The organism is Anabaena sp. EIM26 (genome assembly GCF_057568715.1).
On the sequence record NZ_CM172472.1, the window covers coordinates 1,222,289 to 1,239,834 of the forward strand.

The window sequence follows — 17,546 nt, forward strand, 5'->3', positions numbered from 1 at the left end:
ATACCTTTTGGAGGCAAGAATAGAGACGTTTCAATCCCTAATAGGGATTAAGGAAAATTGCAATTCAATACGCACAGACCCGGATAAATTACCCAGCTTCTGTGTTTCAATCCCTAATAGGGATTAAGGAAAATTGCAATCGAAGCCGTAAAGGAAGCGGTAAACGTTGCACAAGGTTTCAATCCCTAATAGGGATTAAGGAAAATTGCAATTGTAAATGCCAAGGTTCGATTTGGGAAATTCACTCCTGTTTCAATCCCTAATAGGGATTAAGGAAAATTGCAATTTGAGTGCATCCCTGGCTGTCCACCGGGAACGCTTGTTTCAATCCCTAATAGGGATTAAGGAAAATTGCAATATTTGACACATATTTCACCTAGCGAGAAAAACAGAATGTTTCAATCCCTAATAGGGATTAAGGAAAATTGCAATCGGCGAAGTTCAGCTAGAGATTGTTGAAATAATTCTTCCAAGTTTCAATCCCTAATAGGGATTAAGGAAAATTGCAATCTGCACCCCTGCTGCACCCACTGTGTCAGGTGTGTCAGTTTCAATCCCTAATAGGGATTAAGGAAAATTGCAATTTGAGCCAGAGATAGGAGCATTTACAGCTTATGTCCTGTTTCAATCCCTAATAGGGATTAAGGAAAATTGCAATTCTGAGTAATTTTCTATGTAGTCACCCACAAACTCAGTTTCAATCCCTAATAGGGATTAAGGAAAATTGCAATTTTCATCAGCAGGAATGCAAACTCCATCTACTTCCACAAAGTTTCAATCCCTAATAGGGATTAAGGAAAATTGCAATAAATTATCTTCGTTCTTGGTAGTAAAACTGTTAAGTTTCAATCCCTAATAGGGATTAAGGAAAATTGCAATAGCGGCATCCTGGAAGCCTGTCTGTATTTGGTTTTCAAGGTACGGTTGCGCGATCGCTCTCATCATAGTCCATTTCAGAAATTGTGTCAAGAATGAAAATCGCTGAAACCCAGTCTGGGTAAGGTGCGCGGACGGGTGACTAACATTAACAGCCGCAAAACCAAGCCTATCAAGAGATACAGACATTTTTTCAGGTTCTTGATTTTTTACACCTACCCAGCCGCGCTAAAAGGCTGATTGTCAACTACTCTCCATACTCTCCACCAGTCACCTTACCCCGGAAAACAATGTACTGATATAGATTGTAAAACAACATTACCGGAATCAGGAAGCCGATAAAAATAATCATGATTACCAGCGAACTGGGGTCAGCAGCAGCTTCATAAATTGTAATCTGTCGGGGGATAATGTAGGGAAAAACAATCAAACCCAAACCCAAAAATGTCAAAACAAATAACAAAATTGTCCAAACAAATGGTGCGCGTTCTTCTTGGCGATTTAAACTTTGTAAAAGCTGCCAAATTAACCAGATTCCTAAAATGGGAATAACTGCAAAAATATAAACTAAGGGTTGTTGAAATAACCTCATTCTCGCACCTTCATAAATCAAGGGGGTGGTGATTGTAATCAAAACTGCACCGATTAAAGTTGTCCAAGCAGCTAGTTTTGCAGTTTTATAGTGAGTCTCTTGTAATTCTCCTGTAGTTTTCCAAACAAGATATGTTGAACCAATCAAAACATAGCCTTGAATTAAGGTTAAAGCTACCAATACAGACGGCAGACTTAACCAGTCCCAGGTACTACCAATAAAATGCCCTTTTTGATCGACATTAATACCTTGTAAAACTGCACCTAACGCAAAACCTTGACCAAGTGCAGCACCGAAGCTACCTGTACCAAAAGCTAAATTCCAAAATAACTTACGTCGGGATAATTCCCGAAATTCAAAGGCTACACCCCGAAAGATAAAGCCAAATATCATCACCAAAATGGGGATATATAAAGCATTTAATATTGTGCCGTAAGCAAGGGGAAATGCACCAAACAGACCTCCAGCCATCAATACTAGCCAAGTTTCATTAGCATCCCAAATATTACTTAAACTGGTCATCAACAGTCCCCGACGTTCTTCATCAGAAGATGTGAGAGATAATATGCCCACTCCTAAATCAAAGCCATCTAACATGACGTAGAGAAATAGAAATAAGCCTAAGATTACAAACCAAACTTGGGGAAGAAAATATTGTAGTGTTTCCATAAGTTGATGTAATTTGAATATGTAAATTGACGTAAGGATTCAGGATACAGAATGTTTGATATAGAAGGGAACAGAAAAGAAAAATATTCTTCTTCCTTCTTCCTTCTTCCTCCTGACTCCTGACTCCTGACTCCTGAATTCTTATGGTTACGCTATCGCTAACCCACCCTACAGATGTTGTAAATTCTGTAGAGACATTTCATGAAATATCTCTACAATTAAAATATTTAGAAATCCTTTAGTGTTATTGTTGCGCTTCTACAGGACGTTCATCTGGTACAAATTCTCCTGGTGTGGTATCAACTGCGGGTTTGGTAATTTCTACACCGGGAATTGGTAAATCAAGATTGGGGCCGTTACGAATAATGCGACTACCAAAATATAAAGCGGCTATAAATAAAATACTGTAAACTGTGGCAAAGCTGGTGAGGGAAACTAAGACATTACTAGCGGGTAAATGAGAAGCTGCGTCTACTGTGCGGATTTGTCCATAAAGTACCCAAGGTTGTCTTCCTACACAACGAACTATCCAACCTGATTCTACAGCGATGTATCCTAGAGGGGCTGCTAATACCCAACCCACCATTAACCAACGTTGTTGACTAATATTCTCGGCTGAAAGTTTACCTCGTAACCATTGCAAGGTACTTAATAACATCAGTCCAGCGAAGAAGAAGCCAATGCCAATCATGATGCGGAAGGCATAATATATTAAACCTATCATGTGGGGACGGTCTTCTGGTTTCCACTCTTTTAAACCCCGTAGTGGTTCTGAAAGATTTTGTTTAAATTCGAGAATGTATCCTAAAGCATTGGGAATGGTAATTTCCCAGTCGTTTTTTTGGGCTTTTTCGTTAGGTACAGCTAGTAAACTCCAGTCAGCAGGTTTTCCCGCTGGTGATGATTCCCACTGGGCTTCCATTGCTGCTAGTTTGGTTGGTTGATAGTGATAAACTTGTTCACCGCTGAGGTGTCCGATGTATATTTGAAGTGGAGCAACTGCGATCGCAGCTGCTAAAGCTATTTTCAAGGAACGGGAAAAGAAAGCTGGATGACGTTGTTTGAGAATATACCAAGCACTAATTCCCCCAATCACAAATAATGATGTCTCCAATGTGGCAAAAAACATATGCAGCACACTGTTAACCATAAAGGGATTTAAAATAGCCTGAAAGTAATCATGGACAATAAATTTACCATCGACTAATTCCCCACCTGCGGGAGTTTGCATCCAAGAATTAGCTGTTAAAATCCACAGAGTGGACAGGTTAGCACCCACAGCTACCAAAATGGTAGAAAGATAGTGAATGGTAGGGTTGACACGCTCCCAACCAAATAGCATAATTCCTAAAAAAGCAGCTTCGAGCATAAATGCCCAAGACGCTTCAAAACCAATCACGCTGCCAAAAAAGTTACCCACTGCTTCCGAGAATGGGGCCCAATTCGTCCCAAATTGAAATTCCATGGGAATACCAGTGGCTACACCAATACCGAAGTTGAGAACGTAAAATTTAGACCAAAAACGGGCATGGAGGTAGTAATCTGGATTACGGGTTTTTAACCATACTCCTTCAATTATGACTAAGTAAATGCCCATACCTGTCGTTAGCACAGGCCAAAGCATATGAAATATTGCTGTGAGTGCAAATTGCATCCGTGATAATAAGACGGAATCGGATAAAAATTCCACCTATCTCTCCATTTGCTCACTACTCTTTCTAGGATATCGGGTAAAGCACTGAATGGAAAAATATCAGCTGCGAAAAAATTTTTTCACCCCAATGCAAAAGGAATAAATAATGATTTCCATAGATAAAATATTATACATCGAAAAAAACAGGCAAATTTTGGATGATATATAAGCATTTGCTTATATAAGGTATTCAATATTTATTTAATAAATCGTACCTTCGGGTTAATTTTTTAGCTTGCAAAGGCTGTATGCTATTTTTAATCAAACAGTTAAACTACATTTGCAGTCAGAAACCGTAAATTAGATAGTTTTAAATGATTGTGTTGAATAATAACTAGGTTTTATCCTTCTGTAAAATCTTGGTTCATTGATCATGTAATTCTTCATCTATAACTATAGCGCCAGCAAGATATTATTATGCTTGCTATGTTTGGCAATTTCAAATCAATTTATTACTACTTGAGGAGTGAGCAGTTACAAATGAATTCTACACCCCATTTTTTAATAAAATTTAAATGTTGAGAACATCTATTTAGATCAACATTAATATACCTAGCAAAACATAGAAGTGCAAAGGCTGTTTATAAAAACTCTTTACTTGTAATTTTGACAGTCCAAACTTTATGACGTGCATTTGCCGAAATTAACCAACACTAATAGTTTCAACTAATAATCAACAGGGTAGCTAATTATCTCATTGTTATCCAGATTATTATTGCCAATATAGAAATGGTTGCATTCTTGCCGACCAAGCAAATGTTTTGCAGTTCAAAACTGGTATTCTAGTTGTTTGGCTAAATAGTTGTGAATTAGTCAGCAGTAAAAATTGTTTTTCAACCCACATCATTACATTTTCCACTAATGCAAATAACCAATACTATTCATTTCCGCAATCTCCGTGGCGATGTCTTCGGCAGCCGTGACACTGCCGTTGTCTCATTACCTATCGCCTTAACCTTCGGCGTAGGGCCTCCTCGATAGACTCTATGGGGCAGCTTATAGCGGCTTTTTTGCCGCCCTGTTGGTACGCCAACGTTGATCTCTGAACTGACCGGGCTAATGACCGTAAGCCCTGTCTACAGGTTCTTGTGCAGCACCTGTGCTGTAGGAGTCAAGCGCATCACTCTTTTGTAAAGTTCATTTAGTTCATTTCATTTATTGTAATACTCCTCATCAAAGGAGACACAAGGAGGTATTCGTGGAATTCTTGTCCGTTTTCTTGCAGGACTTTGTTAAGCAGTTGCAGTCCCCAACACTGGCCTTTTTAATTGGTGGGATGATCATTGCTGCCCTTGGTAGTGAATTGGTAATTCCAGAGTCAATTTGTACGATCATCGTCTTCATGCTGCTGACCAAAATCGGTCTAACCGGTGGAATTGCGATCCGTAATTCCAACCTAGCGGACATGATCTTACCCGCATTGTTTGCTGTAGCCACAGGTATTGCGGTTGTATTCATCGCCCGTTATACATTAGCCAAGCTGCCTAAAGTCAGAACTGTGGATGCGATCGCTACTGGAGGGTTGTTTGGTGCGGTGAGCGGCTCTACCATGGCTGCCGGACTGACGGTTCTGGAAGAACAAAAAATTCCATTTGAAGCATGGACTGGCGCACTCTATCCCTTCATGGATATCCCCGCGCTCGTAACTGCGATTGTAATAGCCAACATTTATCTCAACAAGAAGAAGCTTAAAGAATCACCCGAATCTGCCATTGAGGAGTCTTTGAGTAAGCATCCCGTGGCGGCTGGTGATTATCCCAGCACCAGGCAGGAGTATCTTAGCCAGAAGAAAGATCCTGCGGATAATCGGGTCAAGATATGGCCGATCATCGAGGAAAGCCTTCGGGGTCCTGCCTTATCGGCAATGTTATTAGGCCTCGCTCTTGGACTGTTCACCCAGCCGGAAAGTGTCTATAAAAGCTTCTACGATCCCGCCTTTCGCGGCTTGCTTTCGATCTTGATGCTGGTCATGGGTATGGAAGCTTGGTCAAGAATTGGCGAACTGCGTAAGGTAGCCCAATGGTATGTTGTGTATAGTGTGGTAGCACCGTTTATACATGGGTTGATAGCTTTCGGTCTCGGCATGATTGCCCATTACACAATGAACTTCAGCATGGGCGGTGTCGTGGTACTGGCTGTCATCGCTTCCTCTAGTTCAGACATCTCAGGCCCCTCCCACGTTGCGAGCCGGTATCCCGTCTGCCAATCCCTCCGCTTATATAGGCGCTTCCACAGCCGTCGGTACACCAATTGCGATTGGTGTGTGTATACCGTTCTTTATCGGTCTTGCCCAGGCGATAGGCGGCTAATCCCACAAAGGTCGCGGTCTGTTGGCACTCCCTTGAACCGGCAGACTAAGCAACTTAAGTATATAATATCAATTTACCTAAGTAAGGAGGTAACTAATATGTCCAAGCGTGCCAACAAGCTCGTCATTGTCACGGAAAAGGTTCTGATGAAAAAGGTCGCCAAGATCATTGATGAATGCGGGGCGACCGGTTATACGGTGGTAGATACTGGCGGGAAAGGCAGTCGTAACGTGCGCTCTACGGGTAAACCCAGCACTGCCGACACCGACTCGAATGTAAAGTTCGAGGTACTCACCGAAACTCGGGAGATGGCCGAGAATATTGCGGATCAGGTCGCAATAAAGTTTTTTACCGATTATGCGGGCATTATCTATATCTGTGAAGCAGAGGTACTGTACGGAAGACATTTCTGTGGGCCAGACGGCTGTTGAATCGAAACGACGCAGACCTAGAAAGCCGGGGTCATCCCCGGCTTTTTGATGCCATTTTTGTTGTTTTTCTTTTTCGCTTATATGTGCTTTTTTAGCCTCAGTTTCCTTTCTTGTTTCCGTAATTTCCCTGTGTGACAGCTAAGGATGCGGAATGTGGGTTTAAAATACCCGGAAATATATGAAAAGTTGTAAATTTACCGCAGACGTTGAAGGACATCATATCCAAGAAATCCGTAAAACAGATAAAGCGCTAGTATTCTTCAAATATTGCGTTCAGAAATTAAGATTTTGAGGGCTAAAAGCTGTATGCTATTTTTATTCAAATTCCTTCTAGAGTAGGTTCTGGTTTTTTGTTACTAGGCTCAACTCTGTTACGTTTATTGTTGCGTACTTACGTGAATAAACAAAGGTTAAGCGCTACTAAGTAACAGTCTCTCCCAGTAATCTAAAAATCTGTTTACCTGGTTTCAGCCGACATAACACTTAATTTTCAACTGACTAAAATGCAAATTCCCAACAATGATGACATTTTTTTAAAAAATCATTTTGCTAAATCTCATAGATATCTAAAATATATCTAGCCATTGCAAGTTTTATGGCAATTTTAGCAACCATACAATACACACTAGCAATCAGATAGAACTCAGCCTTTTAACGTGAGAGGAAAGGTAGCTTAGATATTCCCAATATTTCAAAAAATTGGTAAGGAACTATAAAAGCCACCCAAAAATTATCACTGTCAATAAATATAACATGATTACATTTTTCCTCACTATTTGAGTTTCTAACAGATGAGTTTAGATGTTTTTATATGGCTAGAATTGTGAATTTAGTTAGACAGAAGAACACTTGTCTAAACCGTACAATTTTGTTGTCATTGAGCATCCACTAATGGAAATAACCAATACTATTCATTTTCGTAATTTACGCGGAGATATTTTTGGTGGTGTTACAGCTGCTATTGTTTCTCTACCACTGGCTTTAGCCTTCGGTGTTGCTTCCGGTGCCGGCCCCGTAGCTGGTCTTTATGGTGCTGTCTGTGTGGGCTTTTTCGCAGCATTATTTGGTGGTACACCAACTCTGATTTCTGAACCTACTGGTCCAATGACAGTAGTAATTACTGGTATTATCAGTTCCTTCACAGCCAGCGACCCGGAAAACGGCATGGCTATGGCTTTTACCGTAGTCATGTTAGCAGGACTATTTCAAATTATCTTTGGCATCTTTAAGCTAGGAAAATATATCACTCTCATGCCCTACAGTGTAATTTCTGGCTTTATGTCAGGAATTGGGGTGATTTTGATTATTTTGCAAATTGCGCCTTTTTTGGGGCAAGCAACCCCTAAAGGTGGAGTATTAGGAATAGTTCAAAACCTACCTAGTTTATTAGAAAATATCAACCCGATTGCTTTAATTTTGGGTGTGATGACAGTGGCAATTATTTACTTAACACCATCGAAAGTTAAGCGCATTATACCCCCCCAGTTAATTGCATTAGTAGCGGTGACAGTGGTTTCTTTGGTATTTTTTGGAGATGCAGATATAAAACGCATTGGTGTGATCCAAACTGGTTTACCAAAGATCCAAATGCCAACTTTCACATTATCCCAAATGACCATCATGTTAGTTGATGGGGTAATGTTGGGGATGTTGGGATGTATTGACACTCTATTAACCGCTGTGGTTGCTGATAGCTTAACCCGCACTGAACATAAATCTGATAAAGAATTAATTGGGCAAGGCATCGCTAACGTCGTATCCGGTTTATGTGGTGGTTTACCCGGTGCTGGGGCAACAATGGGAACTGTTGTGAATATCCAAAGTGGAGCGCAAACTGCAATATCTGGTATCACGCGTGCTTTGATTTTGTTGGTTGTGGTTTTGGGTGCTGCTGGCGTAACTCAAAGCATTCCTATGGCTGTTTTAGCTGGTATTGCCCTGAAAGTAGGGGTTGATATTCTGGACTGGAGTTTCTTAAAACGCTCTCACAAAGTATCTCTCAAGGGTTCCATCATCATGTATGGTGTGTTACTCTTGACTGTGTTTGTAGACTTAATTGTGGCTGTGGGTGTGGGTGTATTTATTGCCAACATCTTAACCATTGAACGTCTTTCTAGTATGCAGTCTCAGACAGTCAAAGCCATTAGTGATGCAGATGATGCTATTGATTTGACTCCAGAAGAAAAGAGTTTATTAGATGAAGCTAATGGCCGCGTGTTGCTGTTCTACTTAAGTGGGGCAATGATTTTTGGTGTTTCTAAGGCTATTTCTCGTGAACATAACGCTATCAAAGATTGTGATGTTGTTGTGCTTGACTTGAGTGATGTACCGATGATGGGTGTTACAGCTTCTTTGACTATTGAAAGTGCAATTAGGGAAGCTTGTGAGAAAGGTCGTCAAGTGATCATTGTGGGTGCAACAGGCAAAATTAAGAAACGGTTGGATAACTTGGGAGTTTTGAGCTTATTGCCTCCCCATCATTTGATGGTAGACCGCAAGGAAGCACTAACACAAGCGGTTGCTTTAGTTCACAGTTTAGCAAACGAAACAAATGCACCTGTTGCTTAGAGGATATTGGTTAAGTCTAACTTGGTGAGAGCGATCGCTCTCTATCCTCTCAATTTTCCTGCTCAAGTTGGCGTATGAGAGGATCTGGGGTTTTTAATACATCGCAAACCACTGTAAAAACATTCTCTTAAAACCAAATCACATCAATCAAAAAAATATCCCCCTATTTTGTCGCTCAAAATAGGGGTTTGTTTTCAATAACTTAGGTTTTTTAAGTTAGACGCTTTTGGATTGATTCCACAGATAAATCTGGGGGTTTGTAGCCTCAAGGAATTATTGCTCATACCACTATGGCCTACTAAAGACGTAATAAAAAACCTGATTGTAGTGTAGTTATAATTCATTATAGGAGAAACTCCTAACACCGAACTCAGGTTACTTTTGTTCTGTTGTGCGTAAGTTATATTCATGTAAATATAGTGACACAGATTAATCTACCCCTTATTAATTACTAATTCCCTATTACGAATTGCTATAATTCCTTAACAAGGAATATACTGATAACTACTAACGTTCAGCTAGAGAAAACTGAATTGTTAGTAAATAAAATCACAGACTCACCAAGCCTTGACAGTGAAATTCAAGCAAGGTAAAAAACGTGGAAAATTCGATATATAAACTGCAAAGGGTACTACCCATCAGCCCCCGCGCCCTGTTATTAGTAAATCGTCATGCCCGTAAAGGGGAAGAAAACCTCTTGGCAGCTATTCATTGTCTGGAGACACTTGGTTTTAATGTGATTCCAGAATCTACAGAAAACCCCACACATTTAGGTGATGTTATTAGACAATACCACCACGAAATTGATTTGGTCATAGTTGGCGGTGGTGATGGTACTCTTAATGCCGCAGTCGATGCTGTAGTTGAAACTCAATTACCTTTAGGAATTTTGCCTTTGGGAACTGCAAACGACTTAGCTAGAACTTTGGGAATTCCCAATTCTCTACCCGAAGCTTGTCAAATTATTGCTGCTGGACAGTTGCAACACATTGATTTGGGTTGGGTAAATGGTAAGTATTTTTTTAATGCTGCCAGTTTGGGATTAAGTGTAAAAATTACTCAGCGATTAACTACAGAAGTTAAACGCCGTTGGGGAATATTTGCTTATGCAGCGACAGCATTTCAAGTAGTTTGGAAATCTCGCCCATTTCGTGCAGAAATTCGCATGAATGGTCAATCAATTCACGTCAAAACTGTGCAAATTGCTGTGGGCAATGGTCGTTATTATGGTGGTGGCATGGCTGTATTTCATGATGCTACAATAGATGATCAGAGGCTGGATCTTTATAGTTTAGAAGTTAAGCATTGGTGGGAAATAATACCTTTACTACCGTCAATGCGCCAAGGTAGACATATACATTGGCCAAATGTCCGTGCTATACAAGGAAAGGAATTTGAGGTTTATACTCGTAAACCACGTCCTATCAATACAGATGGGGAAATAACTACGTATACTCCGGCTGTGTTTCGTGTGATACCTATGGCTATCAGCGTTTTGGTACCACCACTATAGTTTTATGAAGACGTTGAAACATAAAAACTTTGTTTGAGTCTTTATATTTCAGCTATGTCTAAAACTATGCTCCACTATCGGGGTTTTCAGGCTATATTCCTATAAACTTTGAGCAAAATGCATTTGCGATTTTCTCAAGACATTAAGTCTTTGCTGGAACGTTTAGCTGAACAGCCACTGACTATTGGTGATATTCTGGCAGAAACTTCAGAACGGGGTTTTAGCTTAATAATTTCATTATTAGTGCTGCCCTTTTTATTTCCTCTGCCACCAGGCTTAACAGGGCCTTTTGGGGGTACTTGCTTACTGTTGTCGGTACAGATGATTTTAGGCCGACGATCACCTTGGCTGCCTAAAAAAATCGCTAATTACCCATTTCCTCACGTTATTGCTCAGATAATTCTACAGAATCTGCGTCGATTAACCAGGGTGTTGGAAAAAATTACTCGTCCCCGATTAATGCACATAGCTTCTCATCCGTGGATTTGGCGCTTAAATGGGCTTTGTATTTTTTGGCTAACAATATTACTAATATCACCAATTCCTTTTACCAATCCCATCCCCACTGTAGGTATTTTACTTTTGGCAGTTGCCATGATTGAATCTGACGGTTTGCTGATATGCATCAGTTACGTGATTACAGCCTTGATTACCTTATTGTTTGGGTTTCTTGGTTATGCGTTGTGGTTTGCCACTCTGAAGAACTGACATTTCTGAGGTGGTGCTGTTGAATTTACGATCGCTCAAATAGGAAAAATTTAAAATCTTTACAAAACAATATACACATCGGAATGTGGGAGTTGATATAATGAGATACCCAGAATAGAAAACTGAGAGAAATTAATCATCTCATATCAGCTGTTTATCTGATGATTCCTCTGAATTCTGATTCAAATGGGAAAAGTTCCCTGATGAAGAGGACTTTTTCATTCACAAAAATACACAATATAGCAATCAAATTATTGCTAAAATAAAACCCCCAGCTAAAAGCTGAGGGCTGCAATCTAATTAAGGTGCATCTACTATTTTCTTATCCGTCTGATTTTTGGCTATATCCGGAAGGTCGAGGCTGATCAGATATTTTTTTGTATATAATCGAAAAGTATTGTAGTAAAACCCCCAGTTCCACCTGAGGGCGATTAATCAATTAAGGTATATATACCTCCGTCCGTGTGTCGGGTTAATCAGGAAGAATTAATTAAAAAAGTGCGATCGCATTTTTTTAGATAAGGTAGTGATTTTTTTGGCATCTACCCATCGGTGGATGAGCGCCTTATAATTAAATTATATAAATTTAAGCGTGTTTGTACTAAGGGCTATTTTTCCAGAGCTTGTTTCCTTGGTTGACGAGATGCAAAAATTATTCCATGTCTGGGACTGAATAATAAAGCCAAGGTAAATAAACTCGAAACTACTAAGACAATAGCTGGCCCAGAAGGTAAATTATAAAAGTAGCTGATATACATTCCGCTAACACTAGAAATTACACCAATTATGGCTCCGACAATCATCACTTCATGCAAGCGTTTCACTAATAGATAAGCGGTTGCACCTGGAGTAATTAAAAGTGATAATACTAAAATTACGCCTACAGCTTTCATGCTGGCAACAATGGTTAAAGCAATCAACAACATTAAACCAAAGTTGAGACGATTAACTGGTAAACCTGCGGCTTGTGCGCCCAATGGATCAAAGGTGTAAAATAGAAGTTCTTTGTATAATAAGAGGATAACTATCAAAACAATTGCAGCAATGATAGTTGTATCTCGCACTTCATCTACAGTTACACTCAGAATATTCCCAAAAAGGAAGTGATTCAGGTCGATTTTATTATCTTTTTGAATAACTGTAATTAGAGTCACACCCAGGGCAAAAAATGCTGAAAACACTATCCCCATTGCGGCATCTTCTTTAATGGGTGAGCGTGTTCTAATAAAAGCTATGACCATTGTACTCACAATGCCAGCAATAAATGCACCGACAAAGATATTAGCACCGATCATAAATGCGATCGCTAATCCTGGTAAAACAGAATGGCTGATAGCATCACCCAGCAATGCTAGGCGTTGTACCATTAAGTAACTACCAACTACTGCACATAATAAGCCTACGAGTATGGCGATGATTAAAGAACGTTGCATAAAGCCATATTGCAACGGTTCTATTAGTGTTTGAATCATAGAGGAAAATGAACCGCAAAGACGCATTCACGAAGTGTCTCGAAGAGAAGGACGCGAAGGAAGAGACGAAGAAAGAGAGTCAAGCACTCGGTACAGGCTAAACGCCACGCTACCGCTAACGGTACTCGGTACTCACAACTCTTTTGACTCCTGTATTATGCTGCATCAGAGAAGTACATAACTTTTCCTCCGTAAGCTTGATTAAGGTTTTGTTCTGTCAGGACTTGTTGGCGGGAACCTGTGGCAATTAGTTCACAATTTAGTAAAATTAAATCATCAAAATGGGCGATGGATTCGCCTAAGTCGTGATTAACTACTAAAACTATTTTGTTAGCTGCGGCTAGTTCTTGGAAAACTTCAAAAATTATGGTTTGGGTTTTTTGATCAATTCCTACAAAGGGTTCATCAAAACAGAAAATTTCTGCTTGTTGGGTTAAAGCACGGGCTAAAAATACCCGTTGTTGTTGTCCTCCAGACAGTTCACCAATGGTGCGGTTTTCTAATTCTTTCATCCCCACTCTTTCTAAAGCATCTTTGGCTACTTGGCGGCTAACAGTCGAGAAAGTACGTAACCAGCCTGTCTTTTTTACACGTCCCATCATCACTACATCCCAAACCGTAGCAGGGTAATTCCAATCAATTTGGCTACGTTGTGGTACATAGGCAACTTTCTCTAGTTGCTGCATCAGGGCTTTGCTCTCGTATAAAACTTGACCACTAGTTAAAGGTACTAATCCCAAAATTGCTTTCATCAGCGTACTTTTACCAGCACCATTAGGGCCAAAAATTCCCGTCAGTCGTCCTGGTTTAATAATGCAGTTAACATCCCGCAAGGCTTCCTGTGTCCGGTAGTGTACCCCTAAGTGGGAGATGTTAATGGCTGCTGTGGGATTCATCACAATCGGTTTGATAGTTTGTTCAGAAATCGCTCTTACTTGTCTCTGTAATAAACTAATTTTTTGATAAAAAGAGACGTTTTGCATAACCGTACTTAAATATTCATTCCTTGAGTTTACTATAAATATGAGAGAAATATGAAAAAATCTATAATTAGAAGTAATAATGGGGATAAATTAAATTAATACTCAGAATCAATAGTGGTAGTGGGATGAAGAAAACAAAGATTTTTCGGTTGTGTGTGGGAATTTTGTTACCTTTAACATTACTCAGTTGTACTCCGTTAGACTCTCAGCCACGGAGAAATGGTAAACCGCAAGTTGTAGCAACTAGCACTATAATTGCAGATTTAGCTGAAGAGGTTGGTGGAGAGGAAATTAATTTGTTGGGAATTCTTCAACCCGGTGCAGATCCTCACGTTTACGAACCAGTACCCGCAGATAGCCGAGTTTTAGAAGCAGCAGACTTAATTTTATATAACGGTTATAACTTAGAACCGGGAATTATTAAGTTGATGAACGCTAGTGGAAGAAAAACACGAAAGTTAGCAGTAGGGGAAGTGGTCAAACCCTTAAAGTTAGAAAAAAGCAAAGGTCAAATTGTTCCAGATCCACACGTTTGGGGAAGTGGAGAAAATGCCATCTTGATGGTAAAAGCAATTAGAGATGGATTAATTGAGTTATCACCAGAAGATAAAGATAAATTTACTCAAAAAGCAGACAAACTTATTGATGAATTACAGCAATTAAATATCTGGATTAGGGGACAAATCCAAACTATTCCCCCAGAAAAACGTAAACTGATCACTACTCATGATGCATTTCAATATTATGGAAATTCCTATGGGATCAAAATTGCTGGAACTTTAATTGGCATTAGTACAGAAGAACAACCCAGCGCCCAAACGGTAAAACAATTAGTAGATTCAGTCAAAAAAATAGGTGTACCTGCAATTTTTGCTGAAACTACCATTAATCCAGCTTTAATTAAAACCGTTGCCCAAGAGGCAGGTATAAAACTTGCTCCACAACAACTTTATTCTGATTCTATTGGTGCAAAGGGAAGTGATGGAGATACATACATCAAAATGATGGTAGCCAATACCCGTGCTATTGTCACAGCATTGGGAGGTAAATATACGCCGTTTAAACTCAAGCAAAAAATAGAAGCAAAATCTTAGTGAAATTAGTCTCTAACTTTAGTCTGAAGCCAAGTTTTAATTTCATTCTTAAACTCTTTCCTAAGAAAGAGCTACTTATGGCTTTGATTGTTTAAATTGATATTAGTGATAGCAAAAAAATATTTTGGTAAAACTCATGACTGATAATCATCAAGATAAACAAATTAATCAGCCAGTAGATAAAGATAGCTTTTCTAAAAAAGAACTAAATGTCAAAAAAAGGAACTTAACTGCTAATCCTGGGGATAGAATTGCTGAAGAACCGCAATCAATTGAAGAAAAATCTCAACAAATTGCTGTAGACTCACCGGATATTACAGGCGATCATATTACAGTTCCAACTTATTTTGTAGTTGAAACTCCTGAAGGTGAGCAAAAAGCACTCCACCACGTCAAAGATGCAGAAGAAATTTCTGATATGATTCGTCAAGCGCGAGTAGATGAAGACGGAAATCGAGTTTGGTGGTAAGAGGATGTTTGAAACAATGAGAGTGGAGGCAGGAGAGTGGAGGCAGAGCCTCTGTGATAGCATTCCTAGTCAGAGACTAGGAACGAGTTGCAATGACGGCGTTGGGTGTGGTCAAGGCGAAAGATACTTCTGTGATAGCATTCCTAGTCAGAGACTAGGAACGAGGTATGGTAATGATTTGAGTTTGTGTTGATACTCATGGGGGAGATTCCGCCCCTACGGGGTTGGTGATTTAAAGATGTCCACCTAATTCAGGACTAGATGCACCATTACCCTCATAATTTAACAGGTGAGAATCATTGATCCAAATTGCTTGTTGTGGTACGGGGATGGAAATATCGGCTTGGTCTAAGGCAATTTTGAGACGACGACGATATTCTCTGGCTACGTCCCATTGCTTGAGGGGCTGGGTTTTAATCCATACGCGAATCATCATACCGCGATCGCTAAAATTATCAATTCCTAAAATACTGGGCTTTTCGATAATTTGCCGCTTCCAGAAGGGTTCTTGATTCATTTTCACAGCCACATTCTCGATTAATTTCAAAGCTTCATCAATATTGGCTTGGTAGGAAACTGGAATAGTTAAATCAGCCCGTGACCAACGACTAGAAAGATTGGCTACTATTTTAACTTCGCTGTTGGGAATTGTAATCAAACGTCCTTCTGCGTCCCGGACTTGAGTCATTCGCAAATTGAGATTTTCTACTAAACCGCCCACATCTCCCACATTAATTACATCACCAAGGGCATATTGGTCTTCAAGGATAATCAAAAAGCCATTAATGGCATCTTTAATTAAGTTCTGAGAAGCGAGGGATACAGCTACACCAATTAAACCAGCACCTGCTAGTAAAGGAATTATATCTATACCCAAAGCGATGAGGGTAAGTAAAATACCAACTCCCATCCAAATCAAAGTAGTAATACTTTTTGTCACTCCTGAAAATGTGGAAACTCGCAGTTGCATCCGTTCAGAAGTTTCTGAGTTTAATAAAACACCACCGCTGATTAAAGTTGTGGTAAATTTGTCGATTAGGGCATAACTAAACCGAATAGCTACGTAGGTTCCTAATACCACAATACCTACTTTCAAAGGAATTTGAGCAGCTGCGAGAATCCCTAATTGTAATGCTCGCGTGTAGGGAAACAGACCCAAAACAACAAAACTTCCACCACCCCAAATACCTGTTTGAGTTAATTGAAATAGTCTTTTTTGAACTTCTGCTAAATGCTGATGTTGTTGTTGATTGAGTTGGGTTGTAATCGGTTGTTCTATTTCGTTGGTTGGTGAAACTGCTTCTACATCATCTTTTTGAAACCGGCGTTGATAACGATATATTATTAAACTTGTGACAAGCATTGCTAAAGCAAGACTACCTGCAATTTTACCTTGACCGATTAAAGATGAAATTTGGCGTTCTTCTTTAGCACGTTCTAACTCTTTTTGTAAATCTACAGCAATTTGATTAGTAAGTGTTAAGGAATCTACTTGACGTAATTTAGCATCATCAGAATTAACTGTCATCAAGTATTTTTCATTAACATAAATTACTGGCAAATCGTTGATTCTACGGGTCTGCACATTAAGTTTTTGTGTAGATGAATAAAAGTAATCCTGGCTAATTTCCTGCAAATTAAGTTGGATATTTTGCAACCGTTCTGAAAGATTGGTTTTTGATGCAGCGATCTGAAATAGAGGACGACCATCTAAATAAACCCATTCTGAAACGATTGTATTTTCGGAAGCATTATTTACGCTGCTAGGATTTGGTAAGTAAGGTAAAAGAGGAATCTGGGCTGTAGCTTTTGGTACAGAAACAATAGTAATAACCATTGAACCTGCAATCGCCAAAAATTTTAAACGCAATCAAAAACCTCCTTGGGCAAAATCTATTATTGGGTGTTTCGATAGTTATTTTCTACCAAAAAAGTTGTGTAAATGTACCTATCTAAGGTTCAATATTGACCTAAAGATGATGATATTTGCATTTTTTTGGTTATTGTCTATCTTTAGACAGATCATATTCAGGTTTGAATTGATTCAAAACTAAAAGTAAATGTCGATAATACTTTTACCAGAGAAAGATGAAAAAGAAAAAAGCTAGATAGGGCGTTGATATTGCTCATATCCAAGGTGAAGCTAGTGCTGAGGACTTATTGACTAGC

11 protein-coding genes, 2 pseudogenes and 1 CRISPR repeat array (1 of these 14 cut by a window edge) are annotated in these 17,546 nt (G+C 39.4%); of the genes and pseudogenes, 8 read left to right on the forward strand and 5 right to left on the reverse strand.

The features are described 5' to 3' along the window. Positions 1–879: a CRISPR direct-repeat array (repeat unit 37 nt; unit sequence GTTTCAATCCCTAATAGGGATTAAGGAAAATTGCAAT); it begins 1,294 nt to the left of the window's first position. Positions 880–1,123: 244 nt separating this feature from the next. Continuing rightward, positions 1,124–2,137, reverse strand: a complete 1,014-nt coding sequence (gene cydB / locus AC012T_RS05150; RefSeq protein ID WP_487063698.1) for a cytochrome d ubiquinol oxidase subunit II — start codon at positions 2,135–2,137, stop codon at positions 1,124–1,126. 244 nt (positions 2,138–2,381) lie between these two features. Beyond that, positions 2,382–3,827, reverse strand: a complete 1,446-nt coding sequence (locus AC012T_RS05155) for a cytochrome ubiquinol oxidase subunit I (RefSeq protein WP_487063700.1) — start codon at positions 3,825–3,827, stop codon at positions 2,382–2,384. Positions 3,828–4,691: 864 nt separating this feature from the next. On the opposite strand from AC012T_RS05155, the pseudogene AC012T_RS05160 reads away from it, so the two are divergent. The 6 genes and pseudogenes from AC012T_RS05160 to AC012T_RS05185 all read left to right on the forward strand — a co-directional run. Further along, positions 4,692–4,898, forward strand: a pseudogene (locus AC012T_RS05160) (sodium-independent anion transporter); the annotation flags it as partial. A 130-nt stretch (positions 4,899–5,028) separates the two neighbouring features. Next, positions 5,029–6,139, forward strand: a pseudogene (locus AC012T_RS05165) (sodium-dependent bicarbonate transport family permease). Positions 6,140–6,237: 98 nt separating this feature from the next. Continuing rightward, positions 6,238–6,570, forward strand: coding sequence for a P-II family nitrogen regulator (locus tag AC012T_RS05170; RefSeq protein WP_487063702.1), 333 nt, complete (start codon positions 6,238–6,240; stop codon positions 6,568–6,570). Positions 6,571–7,461: 891 nt separating this feature from the next. Beyond that, on the forward strand, positions 7,462–9,138 hold the full coding sequence (gene bicA / locus AC012T_RS05175; RefSeq protein ID WP_487063704.1) for a bicarbonate transporter BicA: 1,677 nt from the start codon (positions 7,462–7,464) through the stop codon (positions 9,136–9,138). A gap of 637 nt (positions 9,139–9,775) precedes the next feature. Continuing rightward, positions 9,776–10,651 carry a lipid kinase gene (locus AC012T_RS05180; protein ID WP_487066448.1) on the forward strand — a complete coding sequence of 292 codons (876 nt, stop codon included), beginning with the start codon at positions 9,776–9,778 and terminating at the stop codon, positions 10,649–10,651. A 117-nt stretch (positions 10,652–10,768) separates the two neighbouring features. Further along, on the forward strand, positions 10,769–11,359 hold the full coding sequence (locus AC012T_RS05185; RefSeq protein WP_487063706.1) for an exopolysaccharide biosynthesis protein: 591 nt from the start codon (positions 10,769–10,771) through the stop codon (positions 11,357–11,359). Positions 11,360–11,967: 608 nt separating this feature from the next. Here AC012T_RS05185 and AC012T_RS05190 read toward each other — a convergent pair. Continuing rightward, positions 11,968–12,831, reverse strand: coding sequence for a metal ABC transporter permease (locus tag AC012T_RS05190; RefSeq protein ID WP_487063708.1), 864 nt, complete (start codon positions 12,829–12,831; stop codon positions 11,968–11,970). 155 nt (positions 12,832–12,986) lie between these two features. Then, positions 12,987–13,727 carry a metal ABC transporter ATP-binding protein gene (locus tag AC012T_RS05195; protein ID WP_487066450.1) on the reverse strand — a complete coding sequence of 247 codons (741 nt, stop codon included), beginning with the start codon at positions 13,725–13,727 and terminating at the stop codon, positions 12,987–12,989. Positions 13,728–13,939: 212 nt separating this feature from the next. Here AC012T_RS05195 and AC012T_RS05200 point away from each other — a divergent pair, with 212 nt between their 5' ends. Then, positions 13,940–14,908, forward strand: a complete 969-nt coding sequence (locus AC012T_RS05200) for a metal ABC transporter substrate-binding protein (protein ID WP_487063710.1) — start codon at positions 13,940–13,942, stop codon at positions 14,906–14,908. Between the two features lie 136 nt (positions 14,909–15,044). Beyond that, positions 15,045–15,377 carry a hypothetical protein gene (locus AC012T_RS05205; RefSeq protein ID WP_487063712.1) on the forward strand — a complete coding sequence of 111 codons (333 nt, stop codon included), beginning with the start codon at positions 15,045–15,047 and terminating at the stop codon, positions 15,375–15,377. A 232-nt stretch (positions 15,378–15,609) separates the two neighbouring features. Here AC012T_RS05205 and AC012T_RS05210 read toward each other — a convergent pair whose 3' ends face one another. Further along, a complete protein-coding gene (locus AC012T_RS05210) occupies positions 15,610–17,247 on the reverse strand; it encodes a mechanosensitive ion channel family protein (protein ID WP_487063714.1) in 1,638 nt (545 codons plus the stop codon). Positions 17,248–17,546 lie beyond the last annotated feature (299 nt).

What these genes read in the sequence shown, in the direction of transcription:
- AC012T_RS05170 (WP_487063702.1), top strand. Translation starts at nt 6,238, where the DNA reads ATGTCCAAGCGTGCCAACAAGCTCGTCATTGTCACGGAAAAGGTTCTG.
- AC012T_RS05185 (WP_487063706.1), top strand. Translation starts at nt 10,769, where the DNA reads ATGCATTTGCGATTTTCTCAAGACATTAAGTCTTTGCTGGAACGTTTA.
- AC012T_RS05200 (WP_487063710.1), top strand. Translation starts at nt 13,940, where the DNA reads ATGAAGAAAACAAAGATTTTTCGGTTGTGTGTGGGAATTTTGTTACCT.
- AC012T_RS05190 (WP_487063708.1), bottom strand. Translation starts at nt 12,831, where the DNA reads ATGATTCAAACACTAATAGAACCGTTGCAATATGGCTTTATGCAACGT.
- AC012T_RS05205 (WP_487063712.1), top strand. Translation starts at nt 15,045, where the DNA reads ATGACTGATAATCATCAAGATAAACAAATTAATCAGCCAGTAGATAAA.
- AC012T_RS05195 (WP_487066450.1), bottom strand. Translation starts at nt 13,727, where the DNA reads ATGAATCCCACAGCAGCCATTAACATCTCCCACTTAGGGGTACACTAC.
- cydB (WP_487063698.1), bottom strand. Translation starts at nt 2,137, where the DNA reads ATGGAAACACTACAATATTTTCTTCCCCAAGTTTGGTTTGTAATCTTA.
- bicA (WP_487063704.1), top strand. Translation starts at nt 7,462, where the DNA reads ATGGAAATAACCAATACTATTCATTTTCGTAATTTACGCGGAGATATT.